This is a genomic window from Roseibium litorale (genome assembly GCF_014842915.1).
Taxonomy (GTDB): Bacteria; Pseudomonadota; Alphaproteobacteria; order Rhizobiales; family Stappiaceae; genus Roseibium; species Roseibium litorale.
Window position 1 is genome coordinate 131,838 of sequence record NZ_JACYXI010000010.1, and the last position, 15,607, is coordinate 147,444.

Annotated in this window: 16 protein-coding genes; 13 read left to right on the forward strand and 3 right to left on the reverse strand. The window is 59.6% G+C overall.

What is annotated here, in order from left to right; translation table 11 throughout:
* Window positions 1-72 precede the first annotated feature (72 nt).
* Window positions 73-1,845 carry a monovalent cation:proton antiporter-2 (CPA2) family protein gene (locus IG616_RS15740; RefSeq protein WP_192149116.1) on the forward strand — a complete coding sequence of 591 codons (1,773 nt, stop codon included), beginning with the start codon at window positions 73-75 and terminating at the stop codon, window positions 1,843-1,845.
* Window positions 1,846-1,932: 87 nt separating this feature from the next.
* Here the strand turns inward: IG616_RS15740 and IG616_RS15745 are convergent, their stop codons facing one another.
* Complete coding sequence (locus IG616_RS15745; protein WP_246476268.1) at window positions 1,933-2,430, reverse strand: invasion associated locus B family protein; 498 nt, start codon at window positions 2,428-2,430, stop codon at window positions 1,933-1,935.
* 567 nt (window positions 2,431-2,997) lie between these two features.
* Here IG616_RS15745 and coxB point away from each other — a divergent pair.
* The 8 genes from coxB (at window position 2,998) to IG616_RS15785 (ending at window position 9,715) form a co-directional block, all read left to right on the forward strand.
* A complete protein-coding gene (gene coxB / locus IG616_RS15750; protein WP_209007628.1) occupies window positions 2,998-3,882 on the forward strand; it encodes a cytochrome c oxidase subunit II in 885 nt (294 codons plus the stop codon).
* 87 nt (window positions 3,883-3,969) lie between these two features.
* Entirely contained in the window at window positions 3,970-5,565 is a 1,596-nt protein-coding gene (gene ctaD, locus IG616_RS15755) for a cytochrome c oxidase subunit I (RefSeq protein ID WP_192149118.1), read from the forward strand.
* Between the two features lie 143 nt (window positions 5,566-5,708).
* Window positions 5,709-6,644: a heme o synthase gene (locus IG616_RS15760; RefSeq protein ID WP_192149119.1), complete on the forward strand. Its 936-nt coding sequence runs from the start codon at window positions 5,709-5,711 to the stop codon at window positions 6,642-6,644.
* A 5-nt stretch (window positions 6,645-6,649) separates the two neighbouring features.
* Window positions 6,650-6,811, forward strand: a complete 162-nt coding sequence (locus tag IG616_RS15765) for a hypothetical protein (protein WP_192149120.1) — start codon at window positions 6,650-6,652, stop codon at window positions 6,809-6,811.
* A 22-nt stretch (window positions 6,812-6,833) separates the two neighbouring features.
* Window positions 6,834-7,439, forward strand: coding sequence for a cytochrome c oxidase assembly protein (locus tag IG616_RS15770; RefSeq protein WP_425504195.1), 606 nt, complete (start codon window positions 6,834-6,836; stop codon window positions 7,437-7,439).
* Between the two features lie 51 nt (window positions 7,440-7,490).
* The gene (locus tag IG616_RS15775) at window positions 7,491-8,363 is read left to right on the forward strand and encodes a cytochrome c oxidase subunit 3 (RefSeq protein ID WP_192149122.1); all 873 of its coding nucleotides are present in this window, start codon (window positions 7,491-7,493) and stop codon (window positions 8,361-8,363) included.
* Window positions 8,364-8,488: 125 nt separating this feature from the next.
* Window positions 8,489-8,887, forward strand: coding sequence for a DUF983 domain-containing protein (locus tag IG616_RS15780; RefSeq protein ID WP_192149123.1), 399 nt, complete (start codon window positions 8,489-8,491; stop codon window positions 8,885-8,887).
* A gap of 51 nt (window positions 8,888-8,938) precedes the next feature.
* Window positions 8,939-9,715, forward strand: coding sequence for an SURF1 family protein (locus IG616_RS15785; protein ID WP_209007591.1), 777 nt, complete (start codon window positions 8,939-8,941; stop codon window positions 9,713-9,715).
* A 51-nt stretch (window positions 9,716-9,766) separates the two neighbouring features.
* Here IG616_RS15785 and IG616_RS15790 read toward each other — a convergent pair whose 3' ends face one another.
* Both IG616_RS15790 and IG616_RS15795 read right to left on the reverse strand, forming a co-directional pair.
* The gene (locus IG616_RS15790) at window positions 9,767-10,249 is read right to left on the reverse strand and encodes a peroxiredoxin (protein ID WP_192149124.1); all 483 of its coding nucleotides are present in this window, start codon (window positions 10,247-10,249) and stop codon (window positions 9,767-9,769) included.
* A gap of 137 nt (window positions 10,250-10,386) precedes the next feature.
* A complete protein-coding gene (locus IG616_RS15795) occupies window positions 10,387-11,262 on the reverse strand; it encodes a protein-disulfide reductase DsbD domain-containing protein (protein ID WP_192149125.1) in 876 nt (291 codons plus the stop codon).
* Window positions 11,263-11,483: 221 nt separating this feature from the next.
* On the opposite strand from IG616_RS15795, the gene IG616_RS15800 reads away from it, so the two are divergent.
* The 4 genes from IG616_RS15800 to IG616_RS15815 all read left to right on the forward strand — a co-directional run bounded on the left by IG616_RS15800 (window position 11,484) and on the right by IG616_RS15815 (window position 15,582).
* Window positions 11,484-12,065, forward strand: a complete 582-nt coding sequence (locus IG616_RS15800; RefSeq protein ID WP_192149126.1) for a YqgE/AlgH family protein — start codon at window positions 11,484-11,486, stop codon at window positions 12,063-12,065.
* Between the two features lie 163 nt (window positions 12,066-12,228).
* Window positions 12,229-13,635 (forward strand): threonine synthase, encoded by a 1,407-nt coding sequence (thrC, locus tag IG616_RS15805; RefSeq protein WP_192149127.1) that lies wholly within the window; start codon window positions 12,229-12,231, stop codon window positions 13,633-13,635.
* Window positions 13,636-13,638: 3 nt separating this feature from the next.
* Window positions 13,639-14,925 carry a M16 family metallopeptidase gene (locus IG616_RS15810; protein WP_192149128.1) on the forward strand — a complete coding sequence of 429 codons (1,287 nt, stop codon included), beginning with the start codon at window positions 13,639-13,641 and terminating at the stop codon, window positions 14,923-14,925.
* 18 nt (window positions 14,926-14,943) lie between these two features.
* Window positions 14,944-15,582 (forward strand): GNAT family N-acetyltransferase, encoded by a 639-nt coding sequence (locus IG616_RS15815; protein ID WP_192149129.1) that lies wholly within the window; start codon window positions 14,944-14,946, stop codon window positions 15,580-15,582.
* The last annotated feature ends 25 nt before the right edge of the window (window positions 15,583-15,607 follow it).

The window sequence follows — 15,607 nt, forward strand, 5'->3', positions numbered from 1 at the left end:
AGCTTAAGCATTTGCAGGGAAAACCCAGATAGACTGTTCTTTGTAGCCGATCCCGGACCGTCAGGAGACATCATGGCCGCCGCAGGCGCTCCGCCCTTCATGACAGAAGCCATCCTGCTGATGGCGGCAACCGTGGTTGCCGTTCCGGTCAGCAAACGTCTCGGTCTGGGCTCCGTCATCGGCTACCTGGCAGCCGGGATCGCCGTGGGGCCTTCTGCACTCGGACTGTTCACGTCCGGAGAGCGCGTTCTGGGATTTGCTGAAATCGGAGTTGTCCTGCTGCTGTTCGTGATCGGACTGGAACTTGATCCGAAGAAGCTTTGGCGCATGCGGCGGGACATCTTTCTGCTTGGGCTTGCCCAGGTTGTCCTGACGGGCATAGCCTTGCATCTTTTCGGGCTGGCCATTGGCATCGACCCGAAGGTGTCGCTTGTGGCCGGTCTGGGGCTTGCCCTGTCTTCCACCGCCTTTGCCGTTCAGATCCTGCAGGAGCGTGGCCAGCTGTCAGCACCCTACGGACAGCGTGCCTTTGGCATTCTGCTCTTCCAGGACATTGCGATTGTTCCGCTGCTGGCAATGGTCGCGGTTCTTGCGCCTGATGACGGAACGGGATCCGGTCACGATTTCCTTTATCAGGCAGGGCTGACCGTTGGGGCCGTCGCAACTGTGGTGGTGGCGGGACGGTATTTGGCTTCGCCACTTTTCTCGCTGCTTGCGGCCAGCCGGGCAAGGGAAGTCATGCTGGCTGCAGCACTGCTTGTCGCGCTGGGCAGCGCCGCCTTGATGCATCTTGTAGGCCTGTCCATGGCGCTCGGCGCCTTTCTCGCAGGCGTCCTGCTGGCCGAGTCGAGTTTCCGGCACACTCTGGAAGCAGACATCGAACCCTTCCGGTCTCTTTTGATGGGGCTGTTCTTTGTCGCGGTCGGCATGACTTTCGATCTAGGGGTCCTTGTGAACAACCTCTGGATCGTTGCAGGCGGCGTGGTGCTGGTGATGTGTGTGAAGGGCTTATTCCTTTGGGGGCTGGCCCGGGTGACGGGGTCCTCCAATCAGGATGCCTTGCGCATTGCGGTCACGCTGCCGCAGGGCGGCGAGTTTGCCTTTGTTCTCTTCACGGCGGCGGCCGGCAGCCAGGTTCTGCCTTACGAGATGGCAAATGTCCTCAGTTCCATCGTCATGCTGACCATGGTGATGACGCCGATTGCGTGCCTGACGCTGGACCGGATTGCAGAACGGCTGAAGGCGAGCGGGGTGGAAAATCCGGTCATTGAAACATTCGATGAGGCAACGCCAACCGTTCTGGTGATCGGCTTTGGCCGTTTTGGCATGATGGTCGCCCAGATCCTGACGTCGGAGGGGCTGGAGGTGCGTGCCCTCGATAATCGCCCCGACCGCATCGCCTATGCCCGCAAGCTTGGCTACAAGGTGTACTATGGCGATGCGACCCGCCCTGATGTTCTGGCTGCAGCTGGCGCCGGACAGGCTGCTTTGATTGCGCTCTGCATCGAAAATGACCGCGTCATGCTTCAGTCGATTGACCTGATCCGGGAAGGGTTTCCAGGCGTTCTCCTGTTCTGCCGCGCCACTGACAGGGCGCATGCTCTGGAGCTTACGCGCAAGGGCGTTGACTATCAGATCCGCGAGACTTTCGAGTCGAGCCTCGCCTTTGGCCGGGCGGCGCTTGAGCAGTTGGGCATCCCTCAGGACCGGATCAGCCAGATCGAGGAGGATGTCCGCCGGCGCGACAAGGAGCGGCTGGATATCCAGATGCAGGAAGGGCTCTATGCGGGAACGGACCGTCTCCACGGCATAACCCCCCGCCGCAATGCTGCGGACAAGCCTTAAGGGCCCGCAGCCGTTTGACACCCTGAAAACAAGACAGCCCGGCAAGATCCTCGCCGGGCTGTCTTGTTTTTGAAGTTTGGGCCTTGATCAGGGCAGGGCGTCGAAACCTGCCGAAAAGCCCTTCAGGGAAATCGGAATGCCGATGCCTTCTTCCGGGGTCTGGAAGATGATGAAGGTGGCTTGCGAGCCTGATTTCATCTTGTTGATCAGCTGATCTTCCAGGATGACTTCCGCGATACAGCCGTTGGGCAGGCAGCGGACAAAACCAGCGCGGCCGATATCCGCGTTATCCACACGCAGACCAAGGCCGGAGGGCAGAAGCACGCCAAGCGGCGCCAGAACGCGCAGGATACGGGCCTGCTTGTCTGCGGTTTTCAGAATGATCACGGAGAGCCCGACGTTCTCGCGGTCTTCAGCGGTCACATTCTGGATCAGCGCGCATTGTTCGCTGGCAGCTCCCGGAGGCGTGTCGCAGCGCATCTGCCAGTCGCCATGTGTGGCTTTCACTTCACCCTGTGCCATCGCGGGCAGTGGGGCGATCGGAACCAGAGTGATTCCAGCAATAAGGGCAAGGGCTGTTCCCAGCGATGACAAACGGCTCAGCAAGGGGTCCTCCTGTCACGTCCTGTTCCGGCTGCAGCCTTGCGGCGCGATAACCAGTCCACAGGCGCGAATCGGCTTCAAATCTCAGGGTTAACATTGCCGCAAGCTCTGGCTTCTGACCAGCCCGGCCGTGGAAATGCATATGGGATCTTGGATTTTTCGACTAAAAATCCTTTGTCTTTGATCCTGATCAAGCGGATGAAGCCGGTCTCGTCAGGCGAAAAAATGGCAAGACCATTGCAGGCGCGCGTTTCTTGTGGTTTTTGTGCCCGTTAAGGGCCTCCGGAGTCGGCTGCGTCAGATCGTCGCTAAGACCATGGGCTCCGTCGCGTGGACCACGTGAATGTGAGTATCATACGTCAAAACCGGTCTGCTCTGTGGCAGAACGGGGGCATGGCCTTGTCGGGAAAATCTCCCTACGAGGCTTGAATGGTTCTGGGGCGGCCACGCTCCAAGGATTTGCATGCGTGCGCCGCCAATGTGTGGCGGTTGAGGGAAGGGAGCGCGGACGTGAAGGGCATCTTCAAGCGTCTCATCAATCTGGTCGCGATGGCGGCCGTTATGGCCGGGGTATCCACCGCGGCTCTTGCCGAGGAAGCTGGGATCAAGCCATGGCAGCTTGGTTTCCAGAAGTCTGTTACGGAAGTGATGGACGATATCACCTGGTTCAACCACTTTACCTTCTGGATTATCGCAGTCATCACGCTCTTCGTGCTGGCGCTGCTGATCATCGTGATGGTCAAGTTCAATGAAAAGTCCAATCCGGTTCCGTCGCGCACGTCCCACAACACGATGATCGAAGTTGTCTGGACCATCGCGCCGATCCTCATCCTGGTTGTGATTGCGGTTCCGTCCTTCCGCCTCCTGTTCAAGGAGCTGGACATTCCGAAATACGAGATGACCGTGAAGGCAACCGGGTTCCAGTGGTACTGGGGTTACGAATACACCGACGAGAACATGGGCGGTATCTCCTTTGATTCTCTCATGGTTGCCGATGCGGACCGTGAAACGGTCGCTGCGGATCGCGGTGTGACCTTGAACGAAGTGCCCCGTCTCCTTTCCGTGGACAATGACCTGGTCATTCCGGTCGACACCACCGTCCGCGTACAGGTCACTTCCGAAGACGTGATCCATTCCTTCGCGATGCCGTCCTTCGGCGTGAAGGTCGACGCGATCCCGGGGCGCCTGAATGAAACCTGGTTCCATGCACGTGAGCCGGGCGTCTACTACGGCCAGTGCTCGGAGCTTTGCGGCAAGAACCATGCCTTCATGCCGATCGCCATCCGCGTCGTCTCCAAGGATCAGTTCGAGCAGTGGGCAACTGCTGCCAAGGACGACCTCGATGGCGCGAACAAGCAGCTTATGGCTTCCATTGCAGCGTCCAAGAAGACCGCTGCCCGTGGCATCGAAGAAATCACCGTCGCCGCCAAGTAACGGCGCCGGTTCATGAGATTAGGGGCGCGCGCCGGGGCTGATAACGCCCGGGCGCTGCGCCAGTCGGACGTAACGAGGGAGCACAAAATGGCTGCGACCGATGCACATGCGGGACACGGTCATCCGACAGGATGGCGCCGCTGGGTCTACTCGACCAACCATAAAGACATTGGAATTCTGTACCTGTTCTTTGCGATTTTCGCAGGGATCGTCGGCGGCGCGCTCAGCGTGGGTATCCGTATGGAGCTCATGGAGCCGGGCCTGCAGTATTTCACCAACCCGACCATGTTCAACGTCTTCACGACGTCCCATGGTCTGATCATGATCTTCTTCATGGTCATGCCGGCCATGATCGGCGGTTATGCCAACTACTTCGTGCCGATCATGATCGGTGCGCCGGATATGGCATTCCCGCGTATGAACAACATTTCCTTCTGGCTTCTGCCGCCGGCCTTTATCCTGTTGGTCCTCTCGCTCTTCGTTGAAGGTGAAGCAGGCGGCCACGGTGTTGCAGGCGGCTGGACCATCTACCCGCCGCTGTCCACGTCCGGCCAGCCTGGCCCGGCAATGGATCTGGCGATCCTGTCCCTGCACGTGGCTGGTGCCTCGTCGATCCTGGGCGCGATCAACTTCATCACGACCATCTTCAACATGCGTGCGCCGGGCATGACCCTGCACAAGATGCCTCTGTTCGCCTGGTCCGTGCTGATCACCGCGTTCCTGCTGCTGCTGTCGCTGCCAGTTCTGGCAGGCGCCATCACCATGCTGCTGACCGACCGTAACTTCGGCACCACCTTCTTCAATCCGGCAGGTGGCGGTGACCCGATCCTGTTCCAGCATCTGTTCTGGTTCTTCGGCCACCCGGAAGTGTACATCCTGATCCTCCCAGGCTTCGGGATCATCAGCCACATCATTTCCACCTTCTCCCGCAAGCCGATCTTCGGTTACCTGGGCATGGCTTACGCCATGGTCGCCATTGGTGTTGTCGGCTTCATCGTGTGGGCCCACCACATGTACACTGTCGGCATGTCCTCCGAGACCCAGGCCTACTTCGTGGCCGCCACCATGGTGATTGCGGTTCCGACGGGCGTGAAGATCTTCTCGTGGATCGCAACGATGTGGGGCGGTTCCCTCCAGTTCCGCACTCCGATGGTCTGGGCAATCGGCTTCATCTTCCTGTTCACCGTTGGTGGTGTGACGGGGGTGCAGCTGGCAAACGCTGGTCTCGACCGCGCCTTGCACGACACCTACTATGTGGTTGCCCACTTCCACTACGTGCTGTCTCTGGGTGCTGTGTTCGCGATCTTCGCGGCTTGGTACTACTGGTTCCCGAAAATGTTCGGCTACATGTACAATGAGGCGATCGGCAAGGCGCACTTCTGGATCACCTTCATTGGTGTGAACCTGGTGTTCTTCCCGCAGCACTTCCTTGGCCTGAACGGTATGCCGCGCCGCTATGCGGATTACCCGGATGCCTTTGCTGGCTGGAACTTTGTCTCCTCCATCGGGTCCTATATCTCGGCCTTTGCGGTTCTCGTGTTCCTCTTCGGTATTGTCGAAGCGTTCATGAAGAAGCGGGTCGCAGGAAACAACCCGTGGGGCGAAGGCGCGACGACGCTGGAATGGACCCTGTCCTCCCCGCCGCCGTTCCACCAGTTCGAAACCCTGCCGCGCATCAAGTAAGGCAGGGCAGGCAAGACGCCTGCTGAACAGAAAAGAAAAACGACACCGCGCCATCCCCGGCGCGGTGTCTTCCAGAACGAAGCGGATTGCCGAGCGGCGGATCTGCGCTTCGATAACAAGAACAAGTTTCAAAGGACGCGCCCATGTCGCTCGTCGAGCGCCAGGATTTGATTGATACGGAGAGCCTCGCCTGGTCAGGTGGAATGGGCTCGGTCGGCGACTACATCGCCCTCCTGAAACCGCGTGTCATGTCACTGGTGATCTTTACGGCCTTCGTCGGCATGATGCTGGCTCCGGGAAGCATTCATCCCGTGCTGGGCCTTGTCGCGCTCCTCTGCATTGCCATTGGTGCCGGCGCGTCCGGTGCCCTGAACATGTGGTACGATTCCGATATCGACCGCATCATGTCGCGCACCCAGAAGCGGCCGATCCCGGCCGGCAAGGTGTCGCGCGAGGAAGCCTTTGCCTTCGGCATGACCCTGTCGATCGGATCGGTCGTCACGCTCGGTCTTCTGGTCAACTGGTTCGCCGGTGCCTTTCTGGCCTTCACGATCTTCTTCTATGTGGTCGTCTACACGATGTGGCTGAAGCGCTCGACGCCTCAGAATATCGTGATCGGCGGAGCGGCAGGTGCTTTTCCTCCGATGATTGGCTGGGCAGCTGTCACCGGGAATGTCAGCATCGAAAGCACCGTGCTGTTCCTGATCATTTTTATCTGGACACCGCCGCATTTCTGGGCGCTGGCTCTGTTCAAGTGCGGTGACTACAAGGCTGCGGGAATTCCGATGATGCCGGTCGTGGCAGGCGAAACCTCCACCCGAAATCAGATCCTCGGCTATTCCATTTTGCTGGCACCGCTCGGTGCAGCACCTTGGATGCTCGGCTTTGCCGGAAGCTTCTATGGTGTTGCCTCTGCGGTGCTCGGCCTGGTGTTCCTTGGGCTGGCGTTCCAAGTCTGGCGTTTGCGTGAGGGCGACGCTGCCCGCAAGGCGACGATCCGCCTCTTTGCGTATTCCATCTTTTATCTTTTCATGCTTTTCGCGCTCTTGCTGGCCGAAAACATTGTAATGGGTCTGTGAGTTCCATGACGAGCGAAGAAAAGGGCATCAAGCTGACCGAGGAGCAGGCGAAGCGCCGGCGGGCCCGGTCTGTTGCCATCGCCCTGACGCTTGGTGCGCTTGTGCTGTTGTTCTACGTGGTCACCATCGTGAAGATGGGGCCGCAGATCATGAGCCGGTCACTATAAGGCAGACGAAGAGATGAACGACCTGAACGATCAGACCAGCAGGGCGCAGAGCGGCAAAAGCAACAAGAAGGTTGCGATCGCCTGCACGTGTCTTTTCGTGTCCATGATCGGTGCGGCTTACGCGGCTGTGCCGCTGTATAACCTGTTTTGCCGGGCGACCGGTTTTGGGGGCACGACCCAGGTTGCCGATCAGGCGAGCGACCGGGTGATCGACCGGGTTGTTACCATTCGCTTCGACGGAAACGTCAATCACACGCTTCCCTGGTCCTTCAAGCCGGAACATCGCGAGATCAAGATAAAAATGGGCGAGACGGCTCAGATGAATTATCTGGCTGTCAACAAAGGCTCGAGGAAGACGGTGGGCACGTCCGTTTTCAACGTCACTCCTCTCGAAGCTGGCGCCTATTTCAACAAGCTGCAGTGCTTCTGCTTTACCGAGCAGGCCCTGGAACCCGGACAGACTGTCGAGATGCCCGTCATCTTCTTCGTTGACCCGGAAATGGACAATGATCCAGAGCTGAAAAACGTTCGCGAGATCACGCTGTCCTATACCTTCTTCCCGGTGGATGAGCCGGAAAAACCTGTCGCGGCGCGGGCTGAAGAACCCGCAGCCGAAACGAAACTATGACCCCGATGCCGGTTGCGGCAGAGGATATTCTTGTGTTTGGGGAGCATGCCGATGGCTGAGGCACATACCAAAAATCACGACTACCACCTGGTCGATCCCAGTCCGTGGCCTTTCCTGGCGTCCGTCGGCGCCCTGGTTATGGCGATTGGGGCGGTCGGCTTCATGCGCCTTCATGGCGGCAACGAGTTCACGCTGTTCGGCGCAAACCTTGCCGGTAAGGGCCTGTTCTTCCTCGGCCTCGCCATCGTTCTCTTCGTAATGTTCTCCTGGTGGCGCGATACCATCAAGGAAGCACATGCTGGACACCACACGCGCGTTGTGTCTCTGCACCTTCGCTACGGCATGCTGCTGTTCATCGCGTCGGAAGTGATGTTCTTCGTGGCCTGGTTCTGGGCTTATTTCGACGCTTCGCTCTTCTCTGGTGAAGCCATTCAGTTTGCCCGCGCCGAAGTGACCGGCGGACACTGGCCGCCGGCAGGTATCGAGACGTTTGACCCGTGGCATCTGCCGCTGCTCAACACCCTGATCCTGCTGTGCTCCGGCACCACGGTCACTTGGGCACACCACGCCCTCCTGCATGACGACCGCGACGGTCTCAAGTGGGGCCTCACGCTGACCGTTGTCCTGGGTGTGATCTTCACCATCTGCCAGGGCTATGAATACAGCCATGCTGCCTTCAGCTTTGACGGCAACATCTACGGCGCGACTTTCTTCATGGCGACCGGTTTCCATGGCTTCCACGTGATCGTCGGCACCATTTTCCTGGCCGTCTGCCTGTTCCGTGCCCTTGCTGGCCACTTCACCAAGGAACAGCATTTCGGCTTCGAGGCTGCTGCCTGGTACTGGCACTTCGTGGACGTTGTCTGGCTGTTCCTCTTCGTGTCGATCTACATCTGGGGCGCTGGCACACCGGCCGCTCACTGATCCAGATGCGAGGGTAAAACCTCCTTTGGAACGCCCGATCCGATCACCGGGTCGGGCGTTTCGCTTTCTGGAGCACAGTATTGCTCCTCCCGCATATCCAGGCGCGAGGCGCCGGAAAGGCCCGCATGTCCGACAAGGCTCACTTCGCTCCGGTCAATCCTGTTTCTTCCGGCCTCTCGGGCCATTGTCCGCGCTGCGGGGAGGGACGGCTGTTCAAGGGCTACCTCACCGTCCGTCCGGGTTGTTCCAACTGTGGACTGGACTTCAGCTTCGCGGACAGCGGTGATGGTCCAGCTGCCTTTATCATCATGCTGGTCGGCTTCGTGGTGGTCGGACTGGCGCTTGCCGTCGAGCTGGCCTATCAGCCGCCGATCTGGGTGCATATGGTGCTGTGGCTGCCGCTGACGGTGATCCTGGGCGCAGGCATCATGCGGCCCCTTAAGGGCCTGCTGATCGCGCTTCAGTACCGCCACAGTGCCGAGGAAGGCAAACTGGATACGGACGACACCGGCGCGGATCAGTAAGCGGCTATGCTTGCCTTTTCGTGGCCCGACGAACAATACAGGTATTAAGACGTGACAAAGTCCCAGCCGCGGCAGCAAGGCCTCCTGCGCCAGCTTCTTTTTCCGACGATTGCTGCGGGCACCGGCCTGGTCATTCTGCTCAATCTGGGCATGTGGCAGGTCCACAGGCTGGCCTGGAAGGAGGCGCTGATCGCCCATGTCGCAGCGGATGTGACCAAGCCCGCCGTTGCAGCTCCGGGACCAGATCAGTGGGACAATGCTGCAGGGCTGGATGACGCCGACTACCGCCACGTGGAAGTCACGGGGCACTATATTGGCGGCAGCGCCTATTACTATACGTCCCTGGCAGACGCGAAAGGGCGGCTCGACGGTCCTGGCTATCTTCTCTACAGCCCTTTTGAGACCCGCGAAGGCTGGAGAGTTATGATCAACAGGGGCTTTGTGCCTCAAGGGTTAGCGGCAGCTGACATAGAGCGGCTCGAGACGGTTCCTGAAGGGGACGTGACGCTGACCGGTCTGCTGCGCAAGTCTGAAAAACCCAACTGGACGACACCGGCAGTGGACAAGAGCAAACGCATCTGGTTCGCCCGGGATACGGACGACATGGCCGACGTAATCGGGATCGGGCCGGGGGATCTGGCTCCCTACAGCATAGATCTGGATGCCCAATTCACGGGAGAGGACGGCCTGCCCCAGGCAGGAGAGACGATCGTTCAGTTCAAAAACGACCACCTTGGCTATGCTCTGACCTGGTTCGGTCTGGCGGCAACGCTTGCAGGTGTCTATCTCGCTTATGCCGTCAGTCTCTGGCGAAAGCCGCAGGATTGAAAACGGGGGCCAATGCCCCCGTTCGAATGTCGCTGATGATAGGCCAGCTGCTCAGGCGAGCGCTTCCAGGATGGCAGCAGCGCCGGTGGCGGTTGCCGTGCCCGGGGTCTCTTCCACGCTGACAAAGCTCACGACACCGTCCTTGGCGATCAGCGCGAAACGCTGGGAGCGGGTGTGGCCGAAAATCGGAGCGTCGAGCGCCAGTCCAAGTGCCTTGATGAAATCGGCTGCCGGATCGGACAGGAACTCGATGCCTTTGGCGTTGGTGGACTTTGCCCAGGCGTCCATGACGAACAGGTCGTTGGCAGCAATCACGGCGATGGTGTCGACACCTTTGGACTTGATCGTGTCGCCATGCTCGATGAAACCCGGCAGATGGTTCATGTGGCAGGTCGGGGTGAAGGCTCCGGGGACGCCAAACAGCACGACAGTCTTACCTTTGAAGACATCGTCCGTGCTCAGTTCCGCAGGCCCGTCAGCCGTTTTGATCTTGAAAGTCGCCTCGGGAAGACGATCACCAACCTTGATGGTCATGCCATTGCTCCAAACTACCCGTCACCTGGAAAATCGTGAGGGGTTTCACTTAGGACATAGGATCAAACGGAGCTGCCGTCGAGGGTATTCTAAGAGCCGGGACGGGTAGAGACGCTTAAGAGACGGGAGATCCCGGTTCAGCCACCGTTGTCCAGAAGGGGCCGCGCTATCGGGTGCCAGCTCTCCTCCGTCTTTGATCCGTCTTTCAGAACCAGCATGAGCTGTGATCCATCTTCCTTGCCCTTGAGGCCCCTCAGGCTGAGCGTCCAAGTGGCTATACCGTTTTCCAGGTTCTGAAAGACGGGAACGCCGACATAGGAGCCCTCAGGGCCGTCGGCGAAAAGGTCGAGCCCTGCCGGATCAACTGAGGAGACCTTCGCTGAGACCTCCAGCGTGGCCGGTGTTTCCGTGCCCATGCGCTCCAACGAGACTATACTGGAGCTGCCAGCATCGACGACTTGCGGAACCAAGTTCTTGTCCCGCTCAATCAGGAGCCGGGATGTCCGGTCCGGCGGGCTGCCCGGCTCAAGCGACAGGGATAGGGCAGCTTCGCCCGGCACGCAGATGTCGTTGCAAATGCCGAAGGCAACCTGCAGGTTGAGCTGGACGGGCTGGTCGGTTTGACCCGCCGCCACGTCCAGAGGGAGAACGATTTGATCGTGATAAATGAGCGTGGTGCTGAAGCCGTCGTCATGGCGTTCGGGTATGGGAAAACCCACCTTGAACACAGCAAGGTTCCTGGAGCCATCGGCCGTCATCACCGGAGGAATTCCAGCTTCGCCCGGATTGCGCCAATAGGTGTGCCATCCCGGCTCCATGGAGAATTCGAGCCCGACTGAATAGAGGCCGTTCTGAGTGCCGCCTTCCGAAATCAGGCGTACCGCTCCGCCATGGACTTTGACCCACTCGGTTGATGCTGCATAGGCATTCAGCGAAGAGGTGGCGAGAGGCCAGATCAGGGAGGCGGCGAGCAGGCCACCAAGGGTCAGACAGCGGGTCACAATCTTTTTCATGCCATGATACCTAGCGCATGACGTGGGAAAAATCATGTCACGCCGGATCGCATGCCCTCATATCTGCGTGAGTTCCGGCTGCGCTTCACATATGGGAGGCAATTAACATCGGCCTGATCTCGGGGTAGTGTCTGGAAGCCGGGTCCGTTTGCCCTAAAGTGTTTCAGGCGGCAAGATTTTCAGTTTGTCCGTTAGATTTTTTGCTCAAAAAGGAATCGCCGATGATCCCGACGCTTGAAGGTCAGTTTCTGATCGCCATGCCGAACATGGAGGACAACCGCTTTGAGCACTCGGTCATCTATATCTGTTCTCACACGGAGCAGGGCGCTATGGGTCTCGTGCTCAACCAGATTGCCACCCACCTGAACATTGAGGATCTGTTCCATCAGCTCAACATAATCAACGGTGACAGCGCCATCCGCCTGCCTCCTCAGATCCGGCAGATGAACATTCACAAGGGCGGTCCGGTCGAAATGGAGCGGGGGTTCGTTCTACACACTGATGACTATGTCATCGACCGCTCAACACTAGAGATCCAGAACGGGATTTGCCTCACGGCTACACTCGAAATTCTGAAAGCCATGGCGGAGGGGAGAGGGCCGCAGCAGGCGCTTCTGGCGCTGGGATACTCCGGCTGGGCTCCCGGGCAGCTTGAAGCGGAAATACAGGCCAATGGCTGGCTTACAGGTCCTGCGGATCAGAGCATTGTTTTCGATCCGGATGCAGGCGGGCTCTGGCACAAGGCTCTGCTTTCGATGGGAGTGGACCCCGCCATGCTGTTTGGTGACGCAGGGCACGCCTGAGATCCTGGCCCTTCGAGGGGTAAAACGGTGTCCAACTCCGTTACCCAGACAAATTAAAGGCAGGGTTTTGTTTTAAATCCGGAGAAGTTTGAGCTAGGGTGCGGCAAAGACGGCTCCATGAGTATCTGGAGCAAAAGACGCAAAATTGGAGGAAATGGGCGCGGTGAAATACTTCAGTACGCGTGGCGAAGCCCCGGTTCTCGGTTTTTCCGATGTTCTTCTGCAAGGGCTGGCACGCGATGGCGGGCTTTATCTTCCCGAGACCTGGCCCCAGTTCGACGCAGCCAAGATCGCATCCTTTGCCGGAAAACCCTATGAGGACGTCGCCTTTGAGGTGATCCAGCCGTTCGTGGGCGGAGAGATCAGCGACGCTGACCTTCAGGGTATGATTCGCGACGCCTATGCCAGCTTCCGCCATAAGGCGGTGACGCCCCTGGTGCAGATTGCGCCGAACCAGTTTGTGCTTGAGCTTTTCCACGGCCCGACACTGGCTTTCAAGGACGTCGCCATGCAGTTGCTTGGCCGTCTGATGGACCATGTTCTCACCAAACGCGGCCTGCGTGCGACCATCGTTGGCGCAACGTCGGGCGACACGGGCGGCGCAGCCATCGAGGCCTTCCGGGGGCGCGAGCGCACGGACATCTTCATCCTGTTCCCGGATGGCCGTGTATCTCCGGTGCAGCGCCGCCAGATGACCACGCCGTCCGAGGCGAACGTCCACGCGCTGGCGCTGGAAGGCAATTTCGACGATTGCCAGACCATCGTGAAAGGGATGTTCAACAACTTCCCCTTCCGCGACCGGGTTGCCCTGTCCGGCGTCAACTCGATCAACTGGGCGCGTATTCTCGCGCAGATCGTCTATTACTTTGTCTCCGGCGTCGCGCTTGGGGCGCCGAACCGCAAGGTCTCCTTCACGGTGCCGACGGGCAACTTCGGCGATATCTTCGCAGGCTATGCGGCCATGCAGATGGGCCTGCCGGTAGACCAGCTCATCGTTGCGACCAACGTCAACGACATTCTGGCGCGGACCCTGGCGACGGGGCGTTACGAGATGAAGGGCGTCACCGCAACGACGGCCCCCTCGATGGATATTCAGATTTCGTCGAATTTCGAACGCCTGCTCAGCGAAGCAAGCGGCCGCGACGGGGATGCTGTACGCCGCATGATGAGTCAGCTTGGCCAGTCAGGCAGTTTCACTATCGATGATGAAGCCATGGCGAAGATCCGTGCGGCCTTCGCTGCGGGCCGCTGCGGCATTGAGGAAACGGCGGCAACCATTGCCGGAACGCTGGAAGAAAGCGGTTATCTGCTCGATCCGCACACGGCCATCGGCGTGCATGTGGCCAAGGCCCATGACAAGCCCGGCGTGCCGATGATTGTTCTCGGCACGGCCCATCCGGCCAAGTTCCCGGATGCTGTGGAGGCTGCTTGCGGAATCCGTCCGGAGCTGCCGCCGCAGTTGCAGCCCATGATGAGCGCACAGGAGCGGCAGACTGTTCTCGCCGCAGATCAGAAATCGGTGGAGCGTCATATCGAAGACCACGCCCGCGCCGTTCATAACGAGGTCTGAGGCATGCAGGTTCGTACCACCACTCTCGCAAATGGCATGACGGTGGTCACTGACCAGATGCCGCATCTCAAGACAGTAGCTCTCGGGGTTTGGGTCCGGACCGGGTCCCGGGCAGAGACCCCGGAGCAGAATGGCATCACGCACCTGCTCGAACACATGGCGTTCAAGGGAACGCTGTCACGGACGGCGCGTGAGATTGCAGAGCAGATCGAAGCGGTGGGGGGCGAACTGAATGCTTCCACCAGCATAGAGCACACCAACTACTACGCCCGTATCCTTTCTGAAGACCTGCCGCTGGCGGTAGAGCTTCTGGCGGATATTCTTCAGAACTCGACGTTCGACGCTGAAGAGCTGCGGCGGGAGCAGCATGTGATCCTGCAGGAGATCGGCGCGGCGCTGGATTCCCCGGAAGATCAGGCTTTCGATCTCTTCCAGTCAACGGCCTGGCCCGATCAGGCGCTTGGCCGCCCGATCCTGGGCACGCCGGAAACGGTACAGGGCTTCACCCGTGAAGCGCTGGATGCCTATCTGTCAGACCGTTACCGTGGCCCCGACATGGTGCTGGCTGCTGCCGGCGCTGTCGACCATGATGAGCTTGTCCGGCTCGCGGAAGAAAAGTTCACCAGCATTTCCTCCGAGCCCGCAGCGAGCGAGACGCCTGCGTCCTATCGCGGCGGCGAGCAGCGGCTCGTCAAGGACCTGATGGAAGCGCAGATCCTGATGGGCTTCGAGGGGCGACCCTACAAGTCCAAGGACTATTACGCCATCCAGATCCTGGCATCGGTCCTGGGGGGTGGTATGTCGTCCCGTCTGTTCCAGGAGATCCGGGAAAAGCGCGGCCTCTGCTACGCCATCTACTCCTTCCACTGGGCGTTTTCCGACACAGGGCTCTTCGGCCTTCATGCGGCGACCAGCGAGGATGACATCGCTGCCCTGATGCCGGTTATTCTCGATGAGCTGGCTGCTGCCAGCGAGACGATCACCGACGAAGAGGTGGCACGCGCCCGCGCCCAGATCCGTGCCGGTCTGATGATGGCGCTGGAAAGCCCGGCTGCCCGCGCCGGTCAGATTGCCCGTCAGATGCTCATCCACAACCGGGTGATCTCGATCGAGGAGGTGACCAGGAAGATCGAAGCCGTGACGACGGAAGACATCCGCCGCGTTGCGCGCGAGACCTTCGTGGGAACACAGCCGACGCTCACGACCGTTGGCCCGGTGGGGAATGTGATGGGTCTTGCGGAGATGACGGAGCGCCTGGCTGGCCCGGCACTCCAGGCCGCATCCCTGTAACACCGGGGAGGGGCGGGTATGTCGTTCCTGCGTCCGGCCCTATCGCTGGAAGTTGCGATCCGGATCGAGGGGCCGGCGCATTACTTGCGTCCGCCGATCATGTCCGACTTCTCCGAGTGGGCCGCGTTACGGGAGTCAAGCAGGGCGTTTTTGACGCCTTGGGAGCCTTTGTGGCCGGAAGACGATCTGACCCGTGCAGCGTTCCGGCGCCGGCTCCGACGTTATGCCCAGGAACGCAAGGATGGGCGCAGTCAGTCCTTTTTGCTCTTCAGCGCGCAAACAGATGAAATTCTTGGTGGGCTGACGGTCTCCAATATCCGCCGCGGTGTGGCGCAAATGGCGACCATCGGCTACTGGATGGGCGCCCGGCATGCTGGCAAGGGACACATGTCCCGGGCAGTTTCCATGGTCCTGCCCTATTGTTTCAGGGAACTCCGGCTGCACCGGGTCGAGGCTGCCTGCCTGCCGACCAACGCTGCCTCCATCCGCCTTCTTGAAAATGCCGGATTTAACCGGGAAGGGTATGCCCGCAATTATCTCCTGATCAACGGCGCATGGCAGGACCACATTCTGTTTGCCTGTCTGGCGGAAGATCGTGCTTTGGCGACAAGCAGCACCGGGTTTCGGCCGGGGAGCAATTTGAAAGAATTCTTGTGACATGCAACGCAACCCGGTAGTGCTT